Source organism: Reyranella sp. (genome assembly GCF_050185545.1).
GTDB lineage: Bacteria > Pseudomonadota > Alphaproteobacteria > Reyranellales > Reyranellaceae > Reyranella.
This window is the reverse complement of record NZ_JBFWZI010000019.1, coordinates 16,439-39,211: the sequence shown is the minus strand read 5'-3', so window position 1 is coordinate 39,211 and position 22,773 is coordinate 16,439. Positions and strand designations below refer to the sequence as shown.

25 protein-coding genes are annotated in these 22,773 nt (G+C 67.9%); 7 read left to right on the top strand and 18 right to left on the bottom strand.

The features are described 5' to 3' along the window. Positions 1–13: 13 nt before the first annotated feature. The 5 genes from ccmE to ccmA are packed head-to-tail and all read right to left on the bottom strand — an operon-like array spanning position 14 to position 2,675. Positions 14–448 (bottom strand): cytochrome c maturation protein CcmE, encoded by a 435-nt coding sequence (ccmE, locus tag AB7O82_RS07730; protein ID WP_428539938.1) that lies wholly within the window; start codon positions 446–448, stop codon positions 14–16. Next, the gene (gene ccmD / locus AB7O82_RS07725; protein WP_428539941.1) at positions 445–609 is read right to left on the bottom strand and encodes a heme exporter protein CcmD; all 165 of its coding nucleotides are present in this window, start codon (positions 607–609) and stop codon (positions 445–447) included. The genes ccmE and ccmD overlap by 4 nt, the downstream gene beginning before the upstream one ends. Beyond that, positions 606–1,325: a heme ABC transporter permease gene (locus AB7O82_RS07720; RefSeq protein WP_428539944.1), complete on the bottom strand. Its 720-nt coding sequence runs from the start codon at positions 1,323–1,325 to the stop codon at positions 606–608. The genes ccmD and AB7O82_RS07720 overlap by 4 nt, the downstream gene beginning before the upstream one ends. Positions 1,326–1,359: 34 nt before the next feature. After that, positions 1,360–2,025 (bottom strand): heme exporter protein CcmB, encoded by a 666-nt coding sequence (gene ccmB, locus AB7O82_RS07715; protein WP_428539947.1) that lies wholly within the window; start codon positions 2,023–2,025, stop codon positions 1,360–1,362. After that, positions 2,022–2,675 carry a heme ABC exporter ATP-binding protein CcmA gene (ccmA, locus tag AB7O82_RS07710; protein WP_428539950.1) on the bottom strand — a complete coding sequence of 218 codons (654 nt, stop codon included), beginning with the start codon at positions 2,673–2,675 and terminating at the stop codon, positions 2,022–2,024. Before ccmA ends, ccmB begins: the two co-directional genes overlap by 4 nt. A gap of 387 nt (positions 2,676–3,062) precedes the next feature. Between ccmA and AB7O82_RS07705 the strand changes: the two genes are divergently transcribed. Next, entirely contained in the window at positions 3,063–3,260 is a 198-nt protein-coding gene (locus tag AB7O82_RS07705; protein ID WP_428539953.1) for a helix-turn-helix domain-containing protein, read from the top strand. A gap of 97 nt (positions 3,261–3,357) precedes the next feature. Here AB7O82_RS07705 and AB7O82_RS07700 read toward each other — a convergent pair whose 3' ends face one another. Genes AB7O82_RS07700 through AB7O82_RS07655 form a run of 10 tightly spaced genes read right to left on the bottom strand, consistent with a single transcriptional unit; the run spans position 3,358 to position 14,266 of the window. Beyond that, complete coding sequence (locus AB7O82_RS07700; RefSeq protein ID WP_428539957.1) at positions 3,358–4,548, bottom strand: ABC transporter permease; 1,191 nt, start codon at positions 4,546–4,548, stop codon at positions 3,358–3,360. 1 nt (position 4,549) lies between these two features. Continuing rightward, positions 4,550–5,548 (bottom strand): ABC transporter permease, encoded by a 999-nt coding sequence (locus AB7O82_RS07695; protein ID WP_428539960.1) that lies wholly within the window; start codon positions 5,546–5,548, stop codon positions 4,550–4,552. Positions 5,549–5,550: 2 nt separating this feature from the next. Beyond that, a complete protein-coding gene (locus AB7O82_RS07690; protein ID WP_428539963.1) occupies positions 5,551–7,521 on the bottom strand; it encodes a dipeptide ABC transporter ATP-binding protein in 1,971 nt (656 codons plus the stop codon). After that, the gene (locus AB7O82_RS07685; protein WP_428539966.1) at positions 7,518–8,024 is read right to left on the bottom strand and encodes a hypothetical protein; all 507 of its coding nucleotides are present in this window, start codon (positions 8,022–8,024) and stop codon (positions 7,518–7,520) included. The genes AB7O82_RS07690 and AB7O82_RS07685 overlap by 4 nt, the downstream gene beginning before the upstream one ends. After that, positions 8,021–8,833: a polysaccharide deacetylase family protein gene (locus tag AB7O82_RS07680; protein ID WP_428619075.1), complete on the bottom strand. Its 813-nt coding sequence runs from the start codon at positions 8,831–8,833 to the stop codon at positions 8,021–8,023. The genes AB7O82_RS07685 and AB7O82_RS07680 overlap by 4 nt, the downstream gene beginning before the upstream one ends. Beyond that, entirely contained in the window at positions 8,826–9,986 is a 1,161-nt protein-coding gene (locus AB7O82_RS07675; RefSeq protein WP_428619072.1) for a glycosyltransferase family protein, read from the bottom strand. The genes AB7O82_RS07680 and AB7O82_RS07675 overlap by 8 nt, the downstream gene beginning before the upstream one ends. Then, complete coding sequence (locus AB7O82_RS07670) at positions 9,983–10,585, bottom strand: histidine phosphatase family protein (RefSeq protein ID WP_428539975.1); 603 nt, start codon at positions 10,583–10,585, stop codon at positions 9,983–9,985. The genes AB7O82_RS07675 and AB7O82_RS07670 overlap by 4 nt, the downstream gene beginning before the upstream one ends. Next, positions 10,582–11,691 carry a glycosyltransferase family 4 protein gene (locus AB7O82_RS07665; RefSeq protein ID WP_428539978.1) on the bottom strand — a complete coding sequence of 370 codons (1,110 nt, stop codon included), beginning with the start codon at positions 11,689–11,691 and terminating at the stop codon, positions 10,582–10,584. Before AB7O82_RS07665 ends, AB7O82_RS07670 begins: the two co-directional genes overlap by 4 nt. 5 nt (positions 11,692–11,696) lie before the next feature. Then, positions 11,697–12,962, bottom strand: a complete 1,266-nt coding sequence (locus AB7O82_RS07660; RefSeq protein ID WP_428619069.1) for a glycosyltransferase family 4 protein — start codon at positions 12,960–12,962, stop codon at positions 11,697–11,699. A gap of 32 nt (positions 12,963–12,994) precedes the next feature. Then, positions 12,995–14,266, bottom strand: coding sequence for a glycosyltransferase family protein (locus AB7O82_RS07655; protein ID WP_428539984.1), 1,272 nt, complete (start codon positions 14,264–14,266; stop codon positions 12,995–12,997). A gap of 177 nt (positions 14,267–14,443) precedes the next feature. Between AB7O82_RS07655 and AB7O82_RS07650 the strand changes: the two genes are divergently transcribed. The 3 genes from AB7O82_RS07650 to AB7O82_RS07640 are packed head-to-tail and all read left to right on the top strand — an operon-like array spanning position 14,444 to position 18,168. Beyond that, positions 14,444–17,164, top strand: coding sequence for an ABC transporter transmembrane domain-containing protein (locus tag AB7O82_RS07650; protein WP_428539987.1), 2,721 nt, complete (start codon positions 14,444–14,446; stop codon positions 17,162–17,164). 33 nt (positions 17,165–17,197) lie between these two features. Further along, positions 17,198–17,653, top strand: a complete 456-nt coding sequence (locus tag AB7O82_RS07645; protein ID WP_428539990.1) for a cyclic nucleotide-binding domain-containing protein — start codon at positions 17,198–17,200, stop codon at positions 17,651–17,653. A 26-nt stretch (positions 17,654–17,679) separates the two neighbouring features. Continuing rightward, complete coding sequence (locus tag AB7O82_RS07640) at positions 17,680–18,168, top strand: class I SAM-dependent methyltransferase (protein ID WP_428539993.1); 489 nt, start codon at positions 17,680–17,682, stop codon at positions 18,166–18,168. Here AB7O82_RS07640 and AB7O82_RS07635 read toward each other — a convergent pair. Continuing rightward, entirely contained in the window at positions 18,165–18,413 is a 249-nt protein-coding gene (locus tag AB7O82_RS07635) for a GlsB/YeaQ/YmgE family stress response membrane protein (RefSeq protein WP_428539996.1), read from the bottom strand. The two genes, AB7O82_RS07640 and AB7O82_RS07635, sit on opposite strands and share 4 nt — an antisense overlap. A 10-nt stretch (positions 18,414–18,423) precedes the next feature. Continuing rightward, the gene (locus AB7O82_RS07630; protein WP_428619066.1) at positions 18,424–19,245 is read right to left on the bottom strand and encodes an exodeoxyribonuclease III; all 822 of its coding nucleotides are present in this window, start codon (positions 19,243–19,245) and stop codon (positions 18,424–18,426) included. A gap of 51 nt (positions 19,246–19,296) precedes the next feature. On the opposite strand from AB7O82_RS07630, the gene ypfJ reads away from it, so the two are divergent. The 3 genes from ypfJ (at position 19,297) to AB7O82_RS07615 (ending at position 22,439) form a co-directional block, all read left to right on the top strand. Continuing rightward, the gene (gene ypfJ / locus AB7O82_RS07625; protein ID WP_428540002.1) at positions 19,297–20,244 is read left to right on the top strand and encodes a KPN_02809 family neutral zinc metallopeptidase; all 948 of its coding nucleotides are present in this window, start codon (positions 19,297–19,299) and stop codon (positions 20,242–20,244) included. Positions 20,245–20,382: 138 nt separating this feature from the next. Then, entirely contained in the window at positions 20,383–21,825 is a 1,443-nt protein-coding gene (locus tag AB7O82_RS07620) for a thioredoxin family protein (protein WP_428619063.1), read from the top strand. Between the two features lie 92 nt (positions 21,826–21,917). Further along, entirely contained in the window at positions 21,918–22,439 is a 522-nt protein-coding gene (locus AB7O82_RS07615; protein WP_428619060.1) for a UGSC family (seleno)protein, read from the top strand. A 77-nt stretch (positions 22,440–22,516) separates the two neighbouring features. Here AB7O82_RS07615 and AB7O82_RS07610 read toward each other — a convergent pair. Continuing rightward, a partial coding sequence (locus AB7O82_RS07610; protein ID WP_428619058.1) for an alpha/beta fold hydrolase occupies positions 22,517–22,773 on the bottom strand: 257 nt, incomplete at its 5' end.

Below are 22,773 nucleotides of genomic sequence, written 5' to 3'. Positions count from 1 at the left end.
CCCGTGCAACGCGTCACTTCTTGTCCTTCCACTGCCCGGCCTCCTTGATGGCCTTGGCGACCTCGGGCGGCATGTAGTTCTCGTCGTGCTTGGCCAGGACCTCGCGGGCGACGAACACGCCGTCCGCTCGCAAGGCGCCTTCCGCGATCACGCCCTGACCCTCGCGGAACAGGTCGGGCAGCAGACCGCGATAGACGACGGCCACAGTCTTCTGCGTATCGGTGACGGTGAAGCGCACCTCCTCGCCGTGCTTCTGCACGCTGCCCGCCTCGACCAGTCCGCCCAGCCGGAAGCGCCGATCGGGGGCGATACCCTTCTCGGCAACCTGTGATGGCGAATAGAAGAACACCAGATTGTCGTTCAACGCCGTCAGGACCAGGGTGGCGGCGGCGCCCAGCACGGCCAGCGACCCGACGAGCAGCCACAGGCGGCGGCGCTTGGGCGTCATGGCGTTGCTCCGGCGCGCTGCCCGCGCTGGCGCTCGAGGCCGCGGCGCGCCAGTTCGCGGCGCACGCGGCGGCGCGCGCCCAGGGAGGCGATGGTGAGCCCGCCCAGGATCACCAGCACCGCCAGGTAGGCGGACAGGATGAAGACCGTGTAGCTCGTCATGCGTCCTGGTCCGCGATCTCGATGCGACGGCGATCGATCTCGGTCTCGGTACGCACCAGCACCAGCAGGATGAACAGCAGGGTGAACGAGGCCGCCATCCAAAGCAACGGCATCAGGATGGTCAGATGGATCGCCGGCCCGCTGAGCTTGGCGACCGACGCCGGCTGGTGCAGCGTGTTCCACCAATCGACCGAGAATTTAATGATTGGCAGGTTGATCACGCCGGCGAGGGCAAGAATGGCGGCAGCCCGATCGCCGCGCTCGCTGTCGTCGAAGGCATGCGTCAGCGCCATGTGGCCGAGGTAGAGGAAGAACAGCAGCAGCATGGACGTCAGCCGCGCGTCCCACACCCAGTAGGTGCCCCACATCGGGCGGCCCCACAGCGAGCCGGTCAGCAGGCAGGTGAGCGCGAAGCACGCGCCGACCGGTGCGGCGCCGCGTGCCATCAGGGCGGCCAGGGGATGGCGCCATACCAGCAGCGCCGCGCCCAGGGCCGCCAGCAGGGCATAGCCTGCCATCGACAGCCAAGCCGACGGCACGTGCACGAACATGATGCGCACGGTCTCGCCCTGCTGGTAGTCGGGCGGGGAACCCCACAGGGCAAGATAGAGGCCGACCCCCAGGGACAGCAAGGTGGCGAGCGTCAGCCCCGGCAGCACGCGCTGACTGAAGCGGCGAAACCGCGCCGGGTTGGCAAGGAAATGGAGGTCGGCCATCGAGGGGTGGTTTCCGTCCCGCCGGCGATTTTGTCTATTCGCCAGCCTGCCGCAAGGCGGCAGCCATGGCCCAGGGCGTGGTCGCCAGCGCGACCAGGGCCAACGCCGCCAGCACCAGCAAGGGTGCGGCAAAATCGTCGCCGGTGGCCAGCAACTCGATCGCTGTCGTTCCAAAGATCAGAGTCGGCACGCAAAGCGGCAGGGCGAGCAGGGCCAGCAAAGCGCCGCCCCGCCGTGCTCCGAGCGTAAGGGCGGCGGCCAGGCCGCCGATCAGGGAAAGGGTCGGCGTGCCGATCAGCAAGGTCGCCGACAGGCCGAGCAGGGTGGTGCCGGTGTGGCCGAAGGCGACGCCCAGGACGGGCGCCAGGGCGGCCAGCGGCAGGCCGGTCACAATCCAGTGAGACAGGCATTTGGCGAGCGCGGCGAGCTCGAGCGGCCACGGCGCCAGCAGCAGCAGGTCGAGGGTGCCGTCCTCGTAGTCGGCGGCGAACAGCCGTTCGAGCGACAGCAGGGAGGCGAACAGCGCCGCGCACCACAGCACGCCGGCAGCGATGCGTGCCAGCAGGTTGGTCTCAGGTCCGATGCCGAGAGGAAACAGGGTGGTCGCGACGACGAAGAAGGCGAGCACGACCGCGACGTCGCCTGGCCGTCGCCAGACCAGCTGCAGGTCGCGGACGACCAGGGCGAGGAACCCGCTCATGGCCGGACCCGCGCCGGAGCGGTCAGCTCGAGATGCCGTCCCTGTGCGAGCGCGAGCGGCGCGTGGGTGGCGACGATGGCCAGTCCCCCGGTGTCGAGATGGGCCTGGAGAACCGCGTGAAAGGCCTGCTGCGCGGGCTGGTCCAGGGCATTCAGCGGCTCATCGAGCAGCCACACGGGGGCTTGCGAGAGCAGCACGCGGGCGAGCGCCGTGCGTCGTCGTTGGCCCGCCGACAGGCTGCGCACCGGCCGCGCCGCAAGGGCCGACAGGTCGAAGGCCACCAGGGCATTGTCGATCCGGTCCTCTGCCGGCGGCGCGCCGCGCAGCCGCTCGGCGACCAGCAGGTTCTCGAGCACGGAGAAGTCGCCCTTGAGTCCGTCGAGATGCCCGAGCCAGGCGATCTGTCGGCGCCAGTCCTCCGGCTCGCGGCGAACGTCGGCCGCACGCCATCGGATGATTCCAGCCTCGGCGCGAACCAGCAGGGCGAGTGCGCGCAGCAGGGTGGTCTTGCCGCTGCCGTTGCGGCCAAGCAGCGTCAGGAGCTCTCCCTCTCCCATCGCGAATGACAGACGATCGAAGACCATCCGCCCGCCGCGACGGCAGGCGAGGTCGGAAGCTTCCAGGATCGGGGCATCAGGCTCGGCCGCCATGACTCACGCATCGAAGATGACGGCCGTCCTAGCATGCGGCAAAGAAAAAGGCCGTCCTCTCGGGGGAGAGTGAGAGGACGGCCCAAGCGCCTCCGAGGAGGCTAGAACGTGGCTTTGGGGGGACCACGTTCGGGGGAGATACAGCCCGAACATGGAAACCCCGGATGGCCCTCGCTAGTCCCAAATGGGGCGGAAGTGTGATTTTTTAGTCACACCAGATGTAGTTCCAAAATACTGACCAGTCGCGACATTTGCCGATTTAGCGGTGTCTCCAGTCACCGGGTGAGCATTTGTGAGCAACTGCGAAGTGCAGGCGCAATAATCGATTAAGCGCCGTGCCTTCTTAAGTCCGTCCGCGATAGGCATCGCGGCCGGTTCGCAGGGCCTTTGAAATTCATCGCTTGGCAGCTCAGTCAAATCATGACGGAAAGGAAGATTACCAAGGTCGAGATGGCACGTCGCCTTTCCACCAGCCGCGCACAGCTCGACCGGCTTCTCGATCCCGAAAACGATTCAGTCACGCTCGGTATGCTGACCAGGGCGGCCGCCTCGGTGGGTCGGAAGATCAAGCTCGAACTGAAGTGACTCCACTCTTCTTCCGGGCCAGCTCAATGCAGACGGATCCAGCTGTGGTCGACGCATCGCCCGTCAAACAATCCTGCAGGCGGTGCCTGGCGGGTCGTCAGGCGTAGGGATCGGCGGCGTCGCGCATGCCGTCGCCCAGGAACTGGTAGGCGAGGATGACCAGGATCACCGGCACGACCGGGAACATCAGCCACCAGTTCACCGCCACCACATTGATGTCCGTCGCCTCGTTCAACAGGACGCCCCACGACGTGATCGGCGGGCGCAGGCCGAGGCCCAGGAAGGAGAGCGCCGTCTCGGCCAGGATCATCGACGGGATGGAGAGCGTGGCCGACGCGATCAGGTGGCTCATGAAGCCCGGCAGCAGGTGGCGGCCGATGATGCGGCCCGGTTTGGCGCCCATCATCTGCGCCGCCGCGGCGTAATCCTCCTCGCGCAGCGACAGGAGCTTGGAGCGGACGGCGCGGCCCAGTCCCGGCCAGTCGAGCAGGGCCAGGATGATGGTGATGCCGAAATAGACCAGCAGCGGCGACCAGGTCACCGGCAGCGCCGCCGACAAAGCGAGCCACAGCGGCAGGTGGGGGAAGCTCTTGATGATCTCGGTGACGCGCTGGACGACGTTGTCGACCCAGCCGCCATAGTAGCCGGCCAGGCCTCCCAAAATCAGCGCAAGGGCAAAAGACAGGGTGATGCCGATCAGGCCGATGGTGAGCGAGATGCGCGCGGCATAGACGATGCGGCTGAACATGTCGCGGCCCAGCCGGTCGGTGCCGAGCAGGAACAGCTGCCCGCCCTCGGGCGGGCAGAAGAGATGAAACCGCCCCTCGATCAAATCCATGTACTCGTAGCGATCGCCCAGGCAGAAGAAGCGGATCGGTTGCGGCCTGGTCGGATCGGGCGTGTAGACGCGCTGCAAGGTCTCGGGATCGCGTGTCGTCTTCAGCGCATAGACGAACGGCCCGAGGAAGCTGCCCTCGTGGACCCAGTGGACGCGCTGCGGCGGGGCGAAGATGTAGGCCGAATGGCGGGTCTGCAGGTCGTAGGGCGCGATGAACTCGCTGAACAGGGTCGAGGCATACATCAGCACGAGGAAAATCAGCGAGACGACGGCGGGCTTGTGACGGCGAAAGCGCCACCACATCAGCTTCCACTGACCCGCCATGTAGTAGCGTTCCTGATCGGCGGTCAGGCGCTCGGAGACGTAGGGGTCCCAGGGCTCGCGATTGACGAAGTGCTCGGACTTGGGCCGGGGCGCGGGGGGCCGCGGCGTCGACGTCTGGTCGGTCATGTCACTTCTCCGACGTCGCGCCGAAACGGATGCGGGGATCCAGCGCTGCCAGCGCCAGGTCGGAGATCAGCATGCCGATCACCGTCAGGGTCGCCACGAACAGCAGGAAGGTGGCGGCGAGATTCACGTCCTGGGTTTTGAGCGCACCCAGCAGCATCGGGCCCGTGGTCGGCAGCGACAGCACGACCGAGACGATCACCGATCCCGAGATGACATCGGGCAGCAGGCCGCCGATGTCGGCGACGAACGGGTTGATGGCATGGCGCAGCGGGTACTTGATCAGAAGCCGCATCGGCGGGAGTCCCTTGGCGCGGCCGGTGACGACATATTGTTTCTGCAGCTCGTCGAGCAGGTTCGCGCGCAGGCGGCGGATCATGCCGGCGGTGCCCGACATGCCGATGACGATGACCGGGATGATCAGGTGCTGCAGGATCGAGACCACCTTGCCCCAGCTCAGCGGTTGCTCGATATACTCGGGATCCATCAGGCCGCCGATCGACAGGCCGAAATAGACCTTGCCGACGTAGAGCAGCACCAGCGCCAGCAGGAAGTTGGGCACCGACAGACCGACGAAGCCGATGAACGAGGCGACGTAGTCGCCGAGCTTGTATTGGTGGGTCGCGGCATAGACGCCGATGATGAACGAGGCGATCCAGATGAAGGCGATGGTCGCGGTTTCCATCACGATGGTGAGCGCCAGCCGCTCGCCGATCAGGTCGGCGACCGGGACGGTGTCCTGGCACGACAGGCCGAAATCCCAGCGGAATATTCCGGAAACCCATTCCAGGTAGCGCAGCCACAAGGGCTGGTCGAGGCCGTAGAGCTGGCGCAGCTCGTCGGCGCGCCGCATGGCGTCGGGATCGCCGCGCGCCAGCAACTCGTCGATCTGCGAGGTCACGCAGTCGCCGGGCGGCAGATCGATGATGAAGTAGACCAGGGCGCTGATCACGAACAGGGTCGGGATCATCAGCAGAACGCGACGGGCGACGAAGCGAAGCATGATCAGGCGCCTTCCCGCTCGAGGCGTACGTAGTGATTGGGCGACACCTCCGTCCACAGCACGCTGTTCTTGCCGGTGTCACGGAACGGCTCCGGCCAGGCGCCGGGGTCGGACGCCTTGCCTTCCAGCAGGGCGCCGAGATCGAGCCGGGCGTCGGGATCGGGCATCGGCACGGCCGACAGCAGCGCCTTGGTGTAAGGGTGCAGGGGGTTGCGGAACAATTCGCCCGACGGCGCCAGCTCGACCAGCCGGCCGGCGCACATCACGGCGATGCGGTCGGCGATGTAGTCGACCACGGCGAGGTTGTGCGAGATGAACAGATAGGTGAGGCCGAGCTGCTTCTGCAGGTCCTTCAGGAGATTGAGGATCTGGGCCTGGATCGACACGTCGAGAGCCGACACCGGCTCGTCGCAGATCACCATGTCAGGCCTGAGCGCGAGCGCGCGGGCGATGCCGATCCTCTGCCGCTGTCCGCCGGAGAAGGAGTGCGGGTAGCGGCTGAGATGGCGGCGGTCGAGCCCCACCATCTCCATCAGCTCGCTCACCATCTCGCGGCGATAGGCGTCGTCGCCGATCCTGTGGATCACCAGCGGCTCGACCAGGATGTCGTAGACGGTCATGCGCGGGTTGAGCGAGCCGAACGGGTCCTGGAAGATGAACTGCAGCTTGGTGCGGAAGCGGTCGAGCTCGTTGCCGGACAGCGACAGCACGTCGACCTTGTTGCCCCAATCGTCGAACACGATCCGGCCGGCGTCGTCGTTCGGATCGGCCGTGATGCCGCGCATGAGAATCTTGCTGAGGGTGGTCTTGCCGCAGCCCGACTCGCCGACCAGGCCGAGACACTCGCCGCGCACCACGTCGAAGCTCACGTCGTTGACGGCGCGCACTGTACGGGTCGTGCCGCCGCCCATCAGCGATTCGAGAAAGGTGTCGGCCTTGCGGATGCGGAAGGTCTTCGACAGATGGCGCACCTTCAGCACCGGCGCCTCGGGATTGAAGGTCGCGGTCGGCGTGGCGACCGCCTTCTCCTTCAGGAGGTGGCCGGTCGCGGCGGTGATCTCGCGGATCGGCACCAGCCGCTCGCCCGGCGCCATGTCGAAACGGGGCACGGCGTGCAGCAGGGCCTTGAGATAGGCGTGCTGCGGATCGCGGAAAATGGCGTGCAGGTCGCCCGATTCGACCACCTTGCCGCGATACATCACGACGACGTCGTCGGCCACATTGGCGACCACCCCGAGATCGTGGGTGATCATCAGCAGGGCCATGCCGAGTTCGCTCTGCAGGTCCTTCATCAGGCGCAGGATCTGTGCCTGGATGGTGACGTCGAGCGCCGTCGTCGGCTCGTCGGCGATCAGCAGCGCCGGCCGACAGACCAGCGCCATGGCGATCATGGCGCGCTGGCGAAGGCCGCCCGAGAGCTCGAAAGGATACGTGCGCAGGGCCCGCTTGGGATCAGGAAAGCCGACCATGCGCAGCATGTCGATGGTCAAGGCATCGATTTGCTGGCGCGTCAGCTTGCGGCCGGACCCTTCCAGCGCATCGCTGATCTGCTCGCCCAGCCGGTGCATGGCGCTGAAGTGGCCGCCATGCAGGGCGACCGCTTCGCCGATCTGGTCGCCCACCGTGTGCAATGCCGAGAGCGAGGTCATCGGCTCCTGGAAGATGATGGAGATCGAGCCGCCGCGGATTGACCGCATCTCCGGCCCAGTGCGATCGAGGCGGGCGATGTCGGTGGCGGTGTCCGAGGTGCGCGGATCGTTGAACAGGATGGAGCCTGCGGCGATGGTCGCGGTGCGCGGCAGCAACCCCATGATCGCCTGACTGCACACCGACTTGCCCGATCCCGACTCGCCGACCAGGGCCAGCGTGCCGCCGGGTGGGATCGCGAAGGAGACGTTGTCGACGGCCCGCAAGGTGCCTTCGTGGACTCCGAAATCGACCGTCAGTCCCTCGACGCGCAGCAGATCCTTCATACCGTCAGTTCCTGGCCTGCCACGGAGATACCCATTGCCTTGAGATTTGCCCGCGTCGCCTCGCTCAGTGTCAAGCCTGCCTCTCCTGCCGCGTGTGCCGCCCGCTCGACGACATCGTGAAATCCTTCGAGCGAGGAATCGATCTTTACCGTCCGCCCGCCCGCCGAGCCAACCGTGAGCTGCATCCAGCCGTCGGAACGGTCGCGCTTGGTCGAGAAGTAGCTGAGCTTCAGCCGGTCGAGGCGGCGCCATTCGACGATGCCGCCGGCGGGGCCATCGGCGCACAGGGTGTCGGCGCCGAGCAGGTAGCGCGTGCGATGGCGCAAGGCGGTGCGCACGAGGAAGAGGGCGAACAGCACGAATCCCGCGGCCAGGAAGAACCCCAGCCAGCGATTGACGTCGATCAGCAGCAACGGCACACCGCACAACAGCGCTCCGGCCGAGGCGCGAACGTAGTCGGCCCACAGCGTCTGGGGTGGATACCGCAGATCGGCAGTGCTCAACCGTTTGCCTCCCCTGTCACGAGCGAGGGGGTCGACACCGTCTCGGTCGTGAACAACGCGCGCGCCGGGCTGATTGCCAGACCGGGCAAGATTGTTGCTCTTTGCCATAGAGACCTTAGGAAATCCCAAGCCTCGCCGTCCATCGCAAGATGATGACTCAGCACGCCCACAGGCTCGGCGGAGGCCGCTGGCGAAGCGGCGCGCGCGCGCGCCAATGCGGAAACCAGGGCGGCCAGGGCGGCCGCTTCACCGACGAAGCCGCGCCCGCCCTTCCAGTCGGTCAGATCGACATGCGTGTTGATCTCCAGCAATCCGCGCGTCGGCCGCGGGCGGCGGCGCGGCCCGAAGGTCGACAGCCCCTTGAAGCCGATCTCCGGCAACGTGGGCACCAGCGTGGGCGCGATGCGGTTCCACGGCGGCACCATGACGGCCAGAGCCTGGGCGCCGAACAGGCGTTCGAGCGCCAGCCAGCCGGTTCCCAGCTCGCCCAGCACCATCATGGCCGGCCGGTGCAGACCGAGCTCCATTTTTTTCCGCTCGCTTGCCGCAGCATGATTGACGTGGGCGTAGCCGTGCTGGAGCACGTCGACATCCGGCGCCGCGCGGAGGCGCGCGGCCAGTGCCGGTGTCGCCTGTGCCGGCACGACGGCAAGCGACAGGGACACCGCCGCATCCTCGCGGATCGCGAGCAATCGTTCGAGCGCGGGACCGGCATCGACGGCGTCGTCGTCGCGCCACCACAGGATGCCAGTGCGACCCGAGTCGAACCAGAGCCGCGCCTCGTCGGCGAGCGCCTGCCAGCTAGCCATTGCCGCGACCCGCCAGCATTCGCTCGAGGGCGCGTGCCGTCGCCGCGCCGCCGCCGGTGTCGATCGGCGGAAAGCTGCGTATCGATGGACCGGCCATCGCCTTGGCGATGGCGGCGGCGAGAGTAGCCGGCGAGAGCGTCCCCGGGGCAACGACCGCCGCCATGCCGCGCTCGGCCAGCGCTTGCGCGCGGTCGACCTGCTCGGTCTCGCGTGCCGTGCCGAACGGCACGAGCACGGCGCGGTCGGCGTGGCGGACGGTTTCGATCACGGTATTGTAGCCGGCCTGGCTGATCGAGAGCGTTGCATTGTGCAGCAGGGCCGGGAAATCGGCACGTGCCGGTTCGACGATCATTCTCTCGTCGCGCGCCGCCTCGACCTCGCCGCGGTCGGCCGCCGGCATGTTGGGGCCGACCAGCAGTCGCCAGGTCCGGTCGGCGAGCGCGCCCAGCCGTCGCGCGCCGACAGCGGCCTTCAGCAGGGGGCCGCCGAGGGCGCCGCCGCCGGCCGAGACCACGACCTCGCCGGTGCCCGCCGGCGTCGCGGCGTCTTGCGCCAGGTTTTCTTCCATGACGTAACCCGTATAGCGTGCGCGTTCTGCCACGCTCGCCCAGGCAGGAAAGCTCTCCTCCAATCGTACGAGCGCCGGGTCGGCATGGATCAGGAGGGCGTCGAAGTCGGCGAAGGTCTCGACCGACTCCGCGACACGCTGCGGCGAGGCCGACCGCCTCACCACGTCGCGCAGCGACGACACGATCAGGGGACGCGGACGAAGCGCCTTCGCCGCTGCAATCAGGGGCAGCAGCTCGAAGCGCAGCTGGGTTCGCCCGAACGGGAACTGCTCGGTGATGACGACGTCGGGGGCTTCGCGCCGCAGCAGGTCGAGCAGGCGCTGGGCGCGACTGGCCTGGAATGTCGCATCGACGGGTGTGCCGTCCAGCTGCGCCAGCTCCTTCAATCCTGCGTTGGCCGCCCGCAAGGGGGGCAACTGATGAAAGCGCACGCCGTCCAACGTCAGATCACCGAGAGGTGCACCGCCCGATACCAGCAGGACGTCGAAGCCGGCGGCCGCAAGTGCCCGGGCAAGCGTCGCCGCGCGTCGCAGATGGCCGATCCCCAGCAGATGCTGGACATATAAGAAAACCCGCGCACTCATGCCGCGCGCTCGAATGGCACGTTGAGGCGATCGACGGCAACGCGACCGTTAGGCTCGGCCACGAAGAAGTGAACGCGCTGCCAGTCGAGCTTGTGGGTTGGCGGGCCGGCCATGTCCCAACCGGTGGCCAGCGCCAGCAGGGCGCGGATTGCCGCCTTGTGCGAGACCGCCACGACGGGCGCACCCCGTTCGGCGATCGTCGCCGACCAGCGGCTCAGCCGGGCCATGACCATGCGCGGCGATTCTCCGCCCGGCGGCAGGAAGTCCAGCCCCCGGCGCTCGGCGTCGAGAAACGTTGCGCCGACGGTGACGCGCAGCCGGGCAAGCGTGGCGCCTTCCCACGCACCGAAGCTCATCTCGCGCAGCGCCGGCTCGATCGTGACAGCGGCGGCAGGCCGCAGCAGCTCGGCTGTGCGCCGCGCCCGCTGCAGGGGGCTGCTCAGGCGTTGCCAGGCGTCGGCCGGCGCCGGCAGGCGCCAGCCGCGCGCGTCCGCCTCGCCGGTTGCGTTCAACGGCGTGTCGGTCAGTCCCTGCAGCCGACGCTGCTCGTTCCACGCCGTCGTGGCGTGGCGCAGGATGGCGAACGGCACGCCGGTCATGTCAGCCGTCGCAAGGCTGCGGCAAGCGCGCGGGCCGCGGCGTACTCGCCGTGCAACGCGGCGATGCGATGGCGGGCCGACGCAGCGAAGCGTTCCCGCTGTTCGGGCGCGTCGAGCAGGCGCGCCACGGCCTCGGCGAAGGCTGGCGCATCGCCGACCGGCGTCAGCAGGCCGGTGACCCCGTGCGCCACGACGGCCGGCACGCCGCCGGTGCGGCCGGCGACCACGGGCAGGCCCGCCGCCTGGGCTTCGAGAAACGCCATCCCGTAGGCTTCGTTGATCGCCGGCCAGAGGTAGAGGTCGGCCGCGGCATAGATCTTCGGCAGGTGCTCGCGGGCGATCGCGCCGGCGAAGTGCACGCGCGCGCCGAGCGGAGCCATCGCTACCTCGACCTCGCCGCGCGCCGGCCCATCACCGACCAGCACGGCACGCCATGGCCGGTCCTTCAGCATGGCGAGCGCCCGGGCCAGGACGCGATACGAGTCGAGCTTGTCGCGCTGGCGCATCATGCCGACCGTCAGCAGGACGGGCACGTCGTTGGCCGGCCGGCATCGACCGGCGACGGCAGCGAACGATGTGGAGTCGATGAAGGGGGGCACCCTTGCCTGGCGTCCGCCCGGCCCCAGGCGCGCCTTCACGCCAGCCACGTCGCGCGGATTGACCGTCAGGACGAGGTCGGCCGCCATCAGGGCCCGCTCGACGGCGCGATGGCCGAGCCGGGTCGGCCCGTAGGCGCGGCGCGGCGCGTGCGAGGCTTCGGCGATCACATAAGGGACTCCGAGCGCCCGCGTGACCAGGGGCCCGAGCCAGTCGGGCTTGCGATAGTAGCAGTGGTAGGTGAACCAGAGATCGAAACGCTCGGGATGGCCGGCCGGCAACGCCCGCCAGCGGGCAACCAGGCGCGCCGCTTGCGCCCGCGCCCTCCGCTCCAGCGCGAGATGGGCGTCGGCCGGCGGGACCCCGGGCTCGACGCGGCTGGCCGCCGGCATGATCACGCAATGACCGAGATGCCTCAGCAGGCGGACAAACCCGCGCGCCATCTCGCGATCGCCCGAGGGCGTGGGACTGTCCGGCGGCTTGAGCGGCGTGTGCAACAGCACGCGCATGGGGTTCACTCCGCGGCGCGCACTTCGGCCGACGGTTCCTGACCAAGCGCCTTGGCGATCCAGTCGACGCCCGCCTCGAAGGAAAAGTGCGTCCGCACGGTCTCGCCCGCGCGCAGCGCCAGGCGTCGTCGCAGGTCCGGGTTGCCGATCAGCCGCGCCATGGCATCGGCCAGAGCATCCGGCGCACCCGGTGGCACCAGCAGGCCATTGTCGCCGTCGCTGATGAACTCGCCGATCGCGGCGGCACGGGTCGCCACGAGAGCGAGGCCCTGGTGCGCCGCTTCCATGAGCACGTTCGGCAGCCCGTCCTGGTCGCCGTCGGCCGCCCGTTTGCTGGCCAGGACGAACAGGTCCGCCCTGACGAGGGCGTCGAATACCCGCCCTTGTGGCTGGGCACCATGCCAGGTGCAGCGCCTGGCAATGCCCAGGCGGAGGGCCTGCTCTTTGAGCGCATCGGACAGTTCGCCCGCCCCGACATGCTCGAAGCGCCAGTGCAGCCTGGCCGGCAGCCGCGCCAGCGCTTCGAGCAGATCGTCGTAGCCCTTCTTCTCGACCTTGCGGCCGACCGACAGGATGACCACCGGGTTTGCCGCGTCCGCGCCGTCGCGCCGTGGTCTCGCGGTCGGCGGCGGCGGCAGATGGGCAAGGTCGAGCCCATGATAGACGAGCTTCAGGCGCTCGGGGTGCGGAGCCAGCGCCTGCAGGTGCTCGAGGCCGAGCCGGGTGCAGGTCACCAGCCACGCGCAGTCGGCGAGCTTGTCGCCGATCTCCCGGGGAGCGCTGGTCCAGATGTCCTTGGCGTGCGCCGAGACGCTCCACGGCAGGCCGCGCATGGTCGCGGCGTAGCGGGTCACCGACGAGGGCGTGTGCAGGAAGTGGGCATACAGGCGCTCGACCGACGGCGGCAGCTCGGCCGCCAGGACCAGGGCCTGGCCCCAGCGCCTGACCCGGTTGGTGCTCGGATCGCGACGCAGATCGGCCAGGAACTTGTCCCGCGCCTCGCGGTAGCCAGGCAGGCGCCGTGCCACCGTCCAACCCGCCAGAACGCGGCGCGGATCGTCCTTGAGATACTCCGGCAGGTAGACCGTGCGCGCCGCCACGCGGTCGTGCACAGGATGGCGGGCCTTGTCGGTCGGCCGCCTCAGCGACCAGATCTCGAGGGCGACGCCGCGCGCCTCGAGGCCGGCGATCTCCTGGGCGATGAAGGTCTCCGACAGGCGCGGCCAGCCCTTGAGGACGACGGCGACCCGCGCCGGCGACTGCGGCAACATCGAACGACCGCCCATCATCGGACGCGCAATGGTCAGGTCCTGGCGCGCGCTGGCGAAGACGCTGCAACCGGATCGGCAGCGGCGTCCGTCACCCCGAGCGGCGCCGGGCCGCGATGGGGATGAGCCAGGCGCTTGGCGACCAGGCGCCACACGTTGCCCAGGCCGTCGAGCAGCCCCGGCACCACGACGTCGCTCGGCAGGCCCTGCTGCGGCAGCTGCCGCAGCGCCGTCGCCATGGCGTGGGGATCGCGACCGCCGTCGGCGTCGAGCATCTCGATCAGGCCGACGTTGCGCGCAGCCCGGGCGCGGATGAACTGCTCCAGCCGGGGCCTGGTGCGCGGCACGATGATGGCCTTCTTGTCGAAGGACAGGATCTCGCAGAACGTGTTGTAGCCGCCCATCGCCACCACGCCGGCGGCGCGCTGCATCAGGACGCCGAGATTGTTGGTGAAGGTCAGGGTGCGGATATTGGGAAAGCGGGCAGCGCGCTCCTTGAAGGCCTCGCGCTCAGCGGCCGACATGAAGGGCCCGAACACGATCACCGCGCCGTAGGGGATGTGCGGGTCGCTTTCGTAGGCTGCCAGCACCCAGTCGACCAGATCGGCGCCATCCCCGCCACCGCCCGGCGTCACCAGGATGAACGGCCCGTCGATCTCCTCGATCTCGTGCGGAATGTCGGCGTGCAGCGGCAGGTCACGCCGCAGGTAGCCGGTGTAGACCATCTTGTGCCGCACCGAGGGAGGCACCTGGATGCCGGTCAGCGGCTTGTTGATCTGCGGCAGGCCGTAGATCCAGATCTCGTCGTAAAGGTCCCGCAGGGCCGGCACGACATTCTTGCGCTGCCATTCCTGGGCCAGGGCCGCCGGATCGTCCATGACGTCGCGCAGGCCGAGCACCAGCGGGGTGCCGCGCTCCTTCAGGAGCTTGAGCGCCGGCACGACCTCGCCGCGCAGGCCGAGCGGCTCCTTGTCGACGATGAACAGGTCGGGACGGTAGATGTCGGCGGTGTCGCGGATGATTCGGGTGCGCATCTCCAGCGTATGCTCGACGCCGACCCGGAGGTTGGCCGAATCGTACTCGCCGGTCTCGATCTGCTTCACCACGCCCGGGATGCGCACGAAGTCGATGCCGGAGCGGAATTCGTAGGAGCCGATCACCGGCGAGCCGGACAGGATCAGGACCGACAGCGAATGGTCGGCCGCCACAATATGGTTGGCAATGGTCCGGCACCGGCTCACATGGCCAAGTCCGAACGAGTCGTGGCTGTAGAGCAGCACGCGCTTTGATCGGCTGCTGTTCGGCATGCGGTCCGTCTCCCCCGTTGCCGAAGCGCCTTCTGCCCCAGCCGGTGAATTCCGCGGCGACTATGCCATAACCCGGCGAGCCGGCAAATCGCTGGCTCGCTCACAAAAAATCGAATGTAATCAAGGCACTGATCGAATATAGGTGGGGCGGGGACGGCTCCGGCGACACGGATTCCGATGCAGCGCAATCTGTTTACATACATCTGGCGACACAGCAGGCCCGAGCAGGTTGTCATCCTGGGCCTGGTCATCCTGGCCCAGGTTTTCTACTTCATGTCGCTCACCGTGCCGAAGTCGGTCATCAACAACGGTATCCAGGGCAACGCCTTCAAGGACTCCAAGACGATCCCGTTCCTGGTCTGGGAGCTCGATCTGTCGGCCATCCTGCCCGGCAAGGTGGTTCGGCTGTTCGACGGCTTCCAGGTCGACCAGCTCCAGTACCTGGTCGTCATGAGCTTCGTCTTTCTGGGCGCGGTGATCGTCAACGGCCAGTTCAAGAAGACGATCAACACCCAGAAGGGTCGCATGGGCGAGCGCATGCTGCGCCGCCTGCGCTACGAGCTCTACGATCGCATCCTGCGCTTTCCCGCCGCCCACTTCCGCAAGGTCAAGCAGGCCGAGCTGGCCACCATGATCAAGGACGAGGTCGAGCCGCTGGGCGGCTTCATCGGCGACGCCTTCGTGCAGCCGATGTTCCTGGGTGGCCAGGCCCTGACAGCGATCATCTTCATCATGCTGCAGAACTGGCTGCTCGGAATCGTCGTCATCGTGCTGCTGGCGGTGCAAATGGCCATCATTCCGCGGCTGCGCAAGCCGGTGCTGGCGCTGGGCCGGCAGCGCCAGATCTCGGCGCGCCAACTGGCCGGCCGCATCGCCGAGACCGCCGACGGCTACAACGAGATCCACGTCCACGGCGCGGCCAACTACGAGCGCGCCGACATCTCCGACCGGCTCGGCCGCATCTTCAAGATCCGCTTCGACCTCTACCAGAAGAAGTTCGTGGCCAAGTTCTGGAACAACATCCTGTCCCAGGCGACACCCTTCGCCATCTACCTGATCGGCGGCTACTTCGCGATTACCGGGCAGATGGATGTCGGCGCCGTTGTCGGCGTGCTGCTGGCCTACAAGGACCTGCCCTCGCCGATCAAGGAGCTGATCGACTGGGACCAGCAGCGCCAGGACGTCCAGATCAAGTACGAGCAGGTGATCGACCAGTTCCAGCCCGAGGGCATGATGCCCGAGGAGCTGCAGGCAATCCCGGACGGCCCGCCCCCGCCGCTCGGCAAGGAGCTGGCCCTCGCCGGCGTCACCGTGTCGGAAGACGGCCGGGTGAAGCAGCTCGACAGCGTCTCGCTGGTCGTGCCGACCTGCAGCCGGGTGGCCGTGATCGGGCAATCGAGCTCGGGCAAGGACGTCCTGGGCCAGGTGCTGGCCCGCGTCACCCTGCCCAGCGCCGGCTCGATCAAGCTCGATGGCAACGACTTCTTCCGCCTGCCCGAGTACGTGCTGGGCTCGCGCACCTCGTATATCGGCCAGGAGACCTACCTGTTTCCGCTGTCGGTGCGCGACAACCTGCTGTTCGGGCTCAAGAACCGGCCGGTGACACCGGCCACCTACGACGACGCGGCCCGCGCCTTGCGCGAGGCCTTCTGGAAGGAGTCGGTGCGCGCCGGCAACCCGGCCCTCGACCCCAATGCCGACTGGATCGACTACGAGCTGGCCGGCGCCACCGGTCCGGCCGACCTGTTGCCCTGCATGGTCGAGGCGCTGAAGCAGGTCGAGCTCGACGAGGACATCTACCAGTTCGGCTTGCGCGGCACGGTCGACGCCGCGCAACGCCCCGACCTGGCGGAGAAGATCCTCAAGGCCCGCCATGCCCTGCACGGCCGGCTGCAGAACGAGAGCTATGCCGGGCTGGTCGAAACGTTCAACGACGACCGCTACAACCGCAACCTGTCGGTGGCCGAGAACCTGCTGTTCGGCACGCCGCTCGGCAAGACCTTCGATGGCGACAACATCGCCGCCGATCCCTATGTCGAGTCGATCCTGCGGGCGACCGGCCTGGAACGCGACTTGCAGCGCATGGGCCTCACCATCGCCGAGACCATGGTCGAGCTGTTCTCCGATCTGTCGCCCGACAACCCCCTGTTCGAGCAGTACAGCTTCATCTCCGCCGACGAGCTGCCCAATGTCCGGCTGCTGCTGCAGCGGCTGGGTGGCAAGGGCATCGAGGCGGTGCCGGAAGGCGACGGGCGGCGCCTGATGACCCTGCCCTTCCGTTACATCGAGGCGCGCCATCGCCTCGGCCTGATCGACGCCGCCATGGAGGATCGCCTGCTGGCGGCCCGGCGGGCGTTCGAAACCGGCCTGCCGGCCGATCTCCGGGGAGCCGTCGAGTTCTACGACTTCGACCGCTACAACAGCGCCGCCACCCTGCAGGACAACATCCTCTTCGGTCGCCTGGTCTACGGCCAGGCCCAGGCGGAGGCGCGGATCGGCACCCTGACCGCCGAGGTGCTGGCGGAGCTCGACTTGCGCAATTCGGTGATCGAGGTCGGCCTGGAGTACAATGTCGGCGTCGGCGGCAAGCGTCTGACGGCGGCGCAGCGCCAGAAGCTCGGCATCGCCCGCGCGGTGATCAAGCGGCCGCAACTGCTGATCGTCAACGAGGCGGTTGCGTCATTCGATGGTCGCACGCAGGATCGCATCCGGGACAATATTCTCGCGTCGGCGGCGAAGGGCGGCCGCGGCGTGGTGTGGATCGCCAACCGGCCGACCCAGGCCGAACCGTTCGAGCAGATCGTCGTTATGCAGGGAGGCAGGATCGCCGCCCAGGGCGCGCCCGCCGATCTGGCCGAACGGGGTGGACTGTACGCCGAGCTGATGGCGTCGGCCTAATGGCGTCGGCTCGAGGATGATCAGGAGAACGCGATGAACCTCAACGAGGAAGTCGAACTGCTAAAGCGTGTACCGATCCTGTCCAAGATCGAGCCGGCCAAGCTGAAGCTGCTTGCCTTCACCAGCGAGCGGGTGAACTACGCCGAGGGCCAGGAGCTCTGCCACCAGGGCGATCCCGGCGACGCCATGTACGTGATCCTGGGCGGCGTGGCCGACGTGCTGATCGATTCCGAGGCAGGCCAGATCCGCGTCGCCGAGATGAAAAAGAACGATTTCCTGGGCGAGATCGCCATCCTGTGCGACGTGCCGCGCACCGCCACCATCAAGGCGCGCGAGCCGCTCAGCACGTTGAAGATTTCCAAGGACACGTTTTATCGCCTGGTCGCGGAGGTGCCGCAGATGGCCATCGAAGTCATGCGCGAGCTCGCCCATCGCGTGGTGGACACCAACAAGAAGCTTCAAGAGGCGACGGCCAAGCAGGCGGCCTGACGAAATCCTGGCTGCCACCACTTCGCATGAGCCGGCTCGACAGCTTCATCGCGCGCATGCAGGCGCAGCGCGACTGCCTCAACTTCCTGAAACCCAGGATAGACGCCCTGCCGGGACCGATCCTGGAGGTCGGCCTGGGTAACGGCCGCACCTACGATCACCTGCGCGACCTCTTTCCTGGCCGTGACATCTTCGTGTTCGAGCGCAAGATCGCGGCCCATCCCGACTGCATCCCTGCCGACAGCCACCTGTTCCTGGGCGACGCCCGCGAGTCGATTCCCGAGGCCGCCCGCCGGCTGGGCGCGCACGCCGCCCTGATCCATACCGACCTCGGCACGGGCGACCACGAAGCCAACATGGCGATGGGCAAATGGCTCGGCCCGGCGCTCGACACGCTGGCCGCTTCCGGCGGCTACGTCCTCGCCAACCAGCCGCTCGAGGTGGCGCGCTGGCACCGCCTGCCCGAACCGCCGGGCGTCCCGCCCGACCGCTATTTTCTCTACCGGGTCGGTTAGCCCCGCGAGAACAGGCGCAGCAGGACCAGCAGCACGACCGCGCCGATGATGGAGCCGACGAAGCCGGCCGCCTCACCCGGCTGGTACAGGTGGAGCGCTTGGCCGCCGTAGGTCGCGATCACCGCGCCGACGATGCCGATCACGATCGTGACGATGATGCCGCGCGGGTTGGGGCCTGGCGTGATGATGCGGGCGAGCAGGCCCACGACCAGACCGATGACCAGGACGCCGATGATCGTCGCCATGCCTGTCTCCTCATATCTCGAACGTTGCCAGCACCGGCACGTGGTCGGACGCCTTCTCCCAGTCGCGCGCATTGACCTCGATGCGATGGCTGGAGATTGCGCCCGCCAGGCCCGGCGAGGCGAGGATGTGATCGAGCCGCCGGCCGCGATTCGACGCGCGCCAGTCGGTGTTGCGGTAGCTCCACCACGAATAGAGCTTCCGGTCAGTCGGCACGAAGCGGCGCGGCACGTCGATCCAGTCGAGCGAGGCCATCAGGCCGCCGAACAGCTCGACCTCGACCGGCGTGTGCGACACCACGGTGAGGAGCTGCTTGTGGCTCCACACGTCGTGCTCGAGCGGCGCCACGTTGAGATCGCCGACGGCGATGCGGCGCGAGCCCTTGGCATCGACCGATGCCGGCTTTCGGTCGGCGAACCAGTGCGCCATCTCGCGGTAGAAATCGAGCTTGTGGGCGAACTTCTCGTTCTGGTCCGGGTCGGGCAGGTCGCCGCCCGCCGGGATGTAGAGATTGTCGAGCAGGATCGGGTCGTCGCCGACATCGAGCGCGACCTCGATGTGCCGGCAATCCTCCTTGCCACAGCGGTGATGGATGTCGGTCGCGGTGAAGGGAACCTTGGAGACGATCGCCACGCCGTTGTAGGACTTCATGCCCTGCACCAGCCGATGCTTGTAACCCAGCCTTTCGAACGCCATGTGCGGGAAATGTTCGTCGGGGCACTTGGTTTCCTGCAGGCAGAGGACGTCCGGCCGGCGCAGCTTCAGGTAGCGCCTGACGTTGTCGATTCTGAGACGGACCGAGTTGATGTTCCAGGTGGCGATGGTGAGAGTCATCGCCAGGCACTATAGACGATCCCGGCACGATCTCGACCTGGGAGAGCTGCGATGCAGATGGACGGCGAGGAAAGCAGCAACATCGAGGATCGCCGCGGCGAAGGCGGCTACGCCAGTGGAGGCTTCGGCGGCGGCGGCTTCGGCGGAATGCCCCTGCCGACGGGCGGTGGCGGCGGCCTGTTCAAGGGCGGCTTCGGCATCATCGCCTTCATCGTCATCGCCCTGATCCTCGGAGCCGACCCGATGGCGCTGCTGAGCGGGTTGAGCGGCGGCGGACCGACCTCGGGCTACGTCCCGCAACAGCAGTCGGCCAACCGGACGGCGCGTCCGCCGGCGCAATCCTCGCCCGGCGATGCGGAGGCGCAGTTCGTGTCGCGCGTCCTGCGGAGCACGGAGGATGTCTGGAGCGGGCTGTTCCGCGATATGGGGCGTCGCTACGTCGATCCCAAGCTGGTGCTCTATCGCGACGCCACGCAAACGGCGTGCGGCGGGGGCCAGGCAGCGATGGGACCGTTCTATTGCCCGGCCGACCAGCGCGTCTATCTCGACCTCTCCTTCTTCGACGACCTGACGCGCCGCTTCCATGCGCCGGGCCAGTTCCCGCAGGCCTACGTCATCGCCCACGAGATCGGTCATCACGTGCAGAACCTGCTCGGCATCTCGGGCAAGGTCCAGCAGATGCGCCAGAGCATGAGCAAGCGCGATGGCAACGCGCTCTCCGTGCGCACGGAGCTGCAGGCGGACTGCTTCGCCGGCGTCTGGGCCAATCGCGCCGACCTCGCACGCGGCGGCAAGATGATCGACGACCGCGACGTCGACCAAGCGCTGGCTGCCGCGTCGGCGATCGGTGACGACCGCCTGCAGCAGCAGGCGCGCGGCCGGATCGTGCCCGACAGCTTCACCCACGGCTCGAGCGAACAGCGCAAGCGCTGGTTCATGATCGGCCTCGACAGCGGCGACCCCAACAAGTGCGACACGTTCCGGGCGCAGCGGCTGTAGGCGCTGGCTCATGCTCATCCGGACCGCGAGCGTCCCGCTCGCTCATGAGCTTGAGCGAGCGAGACGCTCGCGGTCCGGAAGAGGATGAGGTTCCTTTCCATGCTATCGTCGCCCAACAGAAAACGAGAGGAGGCGCCCATGCCTGATGGCCTGCCCAATGACGGCCTGGTGATTGTCGCCAAGCGCGATTGTCCGACCTGCGTGCTGGTCGAGCCGGTGATGCAGAGCCTCGATCGCGCCGGCGCGCTCGCCGTGGTGAGCCAGGACGATCCAGGCTTTCCCGCCGGCGTCCGGGCGGTGATCGATGATCGCGCGCTCGAGCGGTCGTTCCATCTCGATGTCGAGGCGGTGCCGACCTTGATCCGCTTCGCCGGTGGTCGCGAGGTGGAGCGCACCGTGGGCTGGGATCGCGCCGAATGGGTTCGTGTCGCCGGTGCCGCCGCGGCGGGCGACGGCCTGCCGGCGTGGCAGCCGGGTTGCGGCTCGCGCAGCGTCGAGCCGGGCGTGCGCGAGACCCTGATCGCGCGCTATGGCGACCCCGGGCTCAAGTCGCGGTCGATCTCGGTCGGCAACTGGGACGATCCGATTGAAGCCTGCTTCGAGCGCGGCTGGAGCGATGGACTGCCGGTGGTGCCGCCGACCGACGAGCGCATCCTGCGCATGCTGGGCGGCACGGAGCGCAAGCCCGACGAGGTGGTCGGCCTGATCCCGCCCAACCTCGCACCGTGCACCGTCGAGAAGGTGGCGATCAATGCCGTGATGGCGGGCTGCAAACCGGAATACATGCCGGTCGTGCTGGGCGTGCTGGAGGCCGCCCTCGATCCGCTGTTCGTCCTGCATGGCCTGCTCTGCACGACTCATTTCTCCGGCCCGCTGGTGATCATCAACGGCCCGATCGCTCGCGCCATCGGCATGAACAGCGGCACCAACGCGCTGGGACAGGGCAACCGGGCCAACGCCACCATCGGGCGCGCCCTGCAGCTCATTGTGCGCAATGTCGGCGGCGGTCTGCCCGGTGCGATCGACCGCGCCACCCTGGGCAATCCCGGCAAGTACACGTTCTGCTTCGCCGAGGACGAATCCGATCCGGCGTGGGAACCGCTCTCGGTACGCCGCGGCATTGCGCCCGGCAAGAACGCGGTGACGTTGTTCCATGGCGAGGGCGTCAACGGCTTCATCGACCAGAAGTCGCGCACGCCGGAAGAGCTGGTGCGCTCGCTCGCCATGGGCCTGTTCGGCGTCGGCCATCCCAAGCTGTGCGGCGCCGGCAATGCCGTGCTCGTGCTGTCGCCCGAGCACTACCTGATCTTCAAGGAAGCCGGCTGGGATCGCCGGCGCCTCGAGGACGCGCTGTTCCAGGCGCTGAAGCGGCCGGGCCGCGACGTGATCCGTGGAGCCCACGACGTGCCCGAGGGCATGCCTCCGTCGATGGCCGACCAGGTGGTCGACAAGTTCCAGCCGGATGGCCTGCTAATCGTTCGCGCCGGCGGCGAAGCCGGGCTATTCTCCGCCATCATCGGCGGCTGGCCCGGGCAATCGGTTCGCGACGAATGCCAGGCCGTGACGCACGAGATCAGGTAGGGAGTTGTCGACGGCAGGATCGAAACTCAGGGCTGGGAGCTCGCCACCAGTGGCGCGCCCCCCAGCGCATTCTCACAGGAGGAACCCCCGACATGTCATCGATCACCTTGCGCGACCCGACGGCGGAGACCTCGCCGACGCGGCGCGCCCGGCTGGCGCCGCCACCGTCATTCGACGGCCGCAGCGTGGCCCTCATGGACATCGGCAAGGCGCGCGGCGCGGAGTTCATCGACCGCCTCGAAGGCCACTTCAAGAAAGCTGGCATCACCACGCGGCGCTATCGCAAGCCGACCAACACCAAGGTGGCACCGACTGACCTGTTGCAGAAGATCGCCGCCGAGAACCAGCTCGCGGTGATCGCGCTGAGCGATTGAGGGTCCTGCACATCGTGCAGTCTGCACGACCTCAATAGCCTCGACGGACGCGGCTTGCCTGGCGTCAATATCGTCACCACCGGCTTCGTCGAAGGCGTCGAAGCGCAAAGCGATTCGCTGGGCTTCGAGCCGGCGGTCGTCTACGTCCCGCATCCGATCCAGAACCGCACAAAGGCCGAGATCGAGGCGATCGCCGACCAGGCGTTCGGGAAGGTGGTCGCGATGCTGCGGAGCCAGTAGGTTGTCATCTTCGGGACCGCGGGCGTCCCGCCCGCTCATCCTCATGAGCGGGCGAGACGCCCGCGGTCCAGAAGAAATCAATCCCGCTCCGGCACCACCGCCGGCAGCACGGTCGGGTCGATTGCGCCCGGGTCGGGCGGCGGCGTTCGCGGCGGGATCGGCTTCAGGAACGCCACCAGCGCGGCCGCGGTGCCGCCCGGGTCCTCTTCCATCGGGTTGTGGCCGAGTTGGTCGAAGACCACGAGCCTGGCGCCCTTGATGTCGGCCTGGAAGCGCTGGGCATCGGTGATCGGCACCCAGCGATCCTTGGCACCCCACAGCAGCAGAGTCGGAA

Excerpts from the sequence above, each read along its gene's own strand:
- AB7O82_RS07655 (WP_428539984.1), bottom strand. The coding sequence starts at position 14,266 with ATGCCGAACAGCAGCCGATCAAAGCGCGTGCTGCTCTACAGCCACGAC.
- ccmB (WP_428539947.1), bottom strand. The coding sequence starts at position 2,025 with ATGAGCGGGTTCCTCGCCCTGGTCGTCCGCGACCTGCAGCTGGTCTGG.
- ccmE (WP_428539938.1), bottom strand. The coding sequence starts at position 448 with ATGACGCCCAAGCGCCGCCGCCTGTGGCTGCTCGTCGGGTCGCTGGCC.
- AB7O82_RS07660 (WP_428619069.1), bottom strand. The coding sequence starts at position 12,962 with ATGTTGCCGCAGTCGCCGGCGCGGGTCGCCGTCGTCCTCAAGGGCTGG.
- AB7O82_RS07690 (WP_428539963.1), bottom strand. The coding sequence starts at position 7,521 with ATGAAGGATCTGCTGCGCGTCGAGGGACTGACGGTCGATTTCGGAGTC.
- AB7O82_RS07635 (WP_428539996.1), bottom strand. The coding sequence starts at position 18,413 with ATGGCGACGATCATCGGCGTCCTGGTCATCGGTCTGGTCGTGGGCCTG.
- AB7O82_RS07720 (WP_428539944.1), bottom strand. The coding sequence starts at position 1,325 with ATGGCCGACCTCCATTTCCTTGCCAACCCGGCGCGGTTTCGCCGCTTC.
- AB7O82_RS07680 (WP_428619075.1), bottom strand. The coding sequence starts at position 8,833 with ATGGCTAGCTGGCAGGCGCTCGCCGACGAGGCGCGGCTCTGGTTCGAC.
- ypfJ (WP_428540002.1), top strand. The coding sequence starts at position 19,297 with ATGCAGATGGACGGCGAGGAAAGCAGCAACATCGAGGATCGCCGCGGC.
- AB7O82_RS07620 (WP_428619063.1), top strand. The coding sequence starts at position 20,383 with ATGCCTGATGGCCTGCCCAATGACGGCCTGGTGATTGTCGCCAAGCGC.
- AB7O82_RS07630 (WP_428619066.1), bottom strand. The coding sequence starts at position 19,245 with ATGACTCTCACCATCGCCACCTGGAACATCAACTCGGTCCGTCTCAGA.
- AB7O82_RS07645 (WP_428539990.1), top strand. The coding sequence starts at position 17,198 with ATGAACCTCAACGAGGAAGTCGAACTGCTAAAGCGTGTACCGATCCTG.
- AB7O82_RS07665 (WP_428539978.1), bottom strand. The coding sequence starts at position 11,691 with ATGCGCGTGCTGTTGCACACGCCGCTCAAGCCGCCGGACAGTCCCACG.
- AB7O82_RS07695 (WP_428539960.1), bottom strand. The coding sequence starts at position 5,548 with ATGCTTCGCTTCGTCGCCCGTCGCGTTCTGCTGATGATCCCGACCCTG.
- AB7O82_RS07640 (WP_428539993.1), top strand. The coding sequence starts at position 17,680 with ATGAGCCGGCTCGACAGCTTCATCGCGCGCATGCAGGCGCAGCGCGAC.
- AB7O82_RS07670 (WP_428539975.1), bottom strand. The coding sequence starts at position 10,585 with ATGACCGGCGTGCCGTTCGCCATCCTGCGCCACGCCACGACGGCGTGG.
- ccmD (WP_428539941.1), bottom strand. The coding sequence starts at position 609 with ATGACGAGCTACACGGTCTTCATCCTGTCCGCCTACCTGGCGGTGCTG.
- ccmA (WP_428539950.1), bottom strand. The coding sequence starts at position 2,675 with ATGGCGGCCGAGCCTGATGCCCCGATCCTGGAAGCTTCCGACCTCGCC.
- AB7O82_RS07700 (WP_428539957.1), bottom strand. The coding sequence starts at position 4,548 with ATGACCGACCAGACGTCGACGCCGCGGCCCCCCGCGCCCCGGCCCAAG.
- AB7O82_RS07650 (WP_428539987.1), top strand. The coding sequence starts at position 14,444 with ATGCAGCGCAATCTGTTTACATACATCTGGCGACACAGCAGGCCCGAG.
- AB7O82_RS07675 (WP_428619072.1), bottom strand. The coding sequence starts at position 9,986 with ATGAGTGCGCGGGTTTTCTTATATGTCCAGCATCTGCTGGGGATCGGC.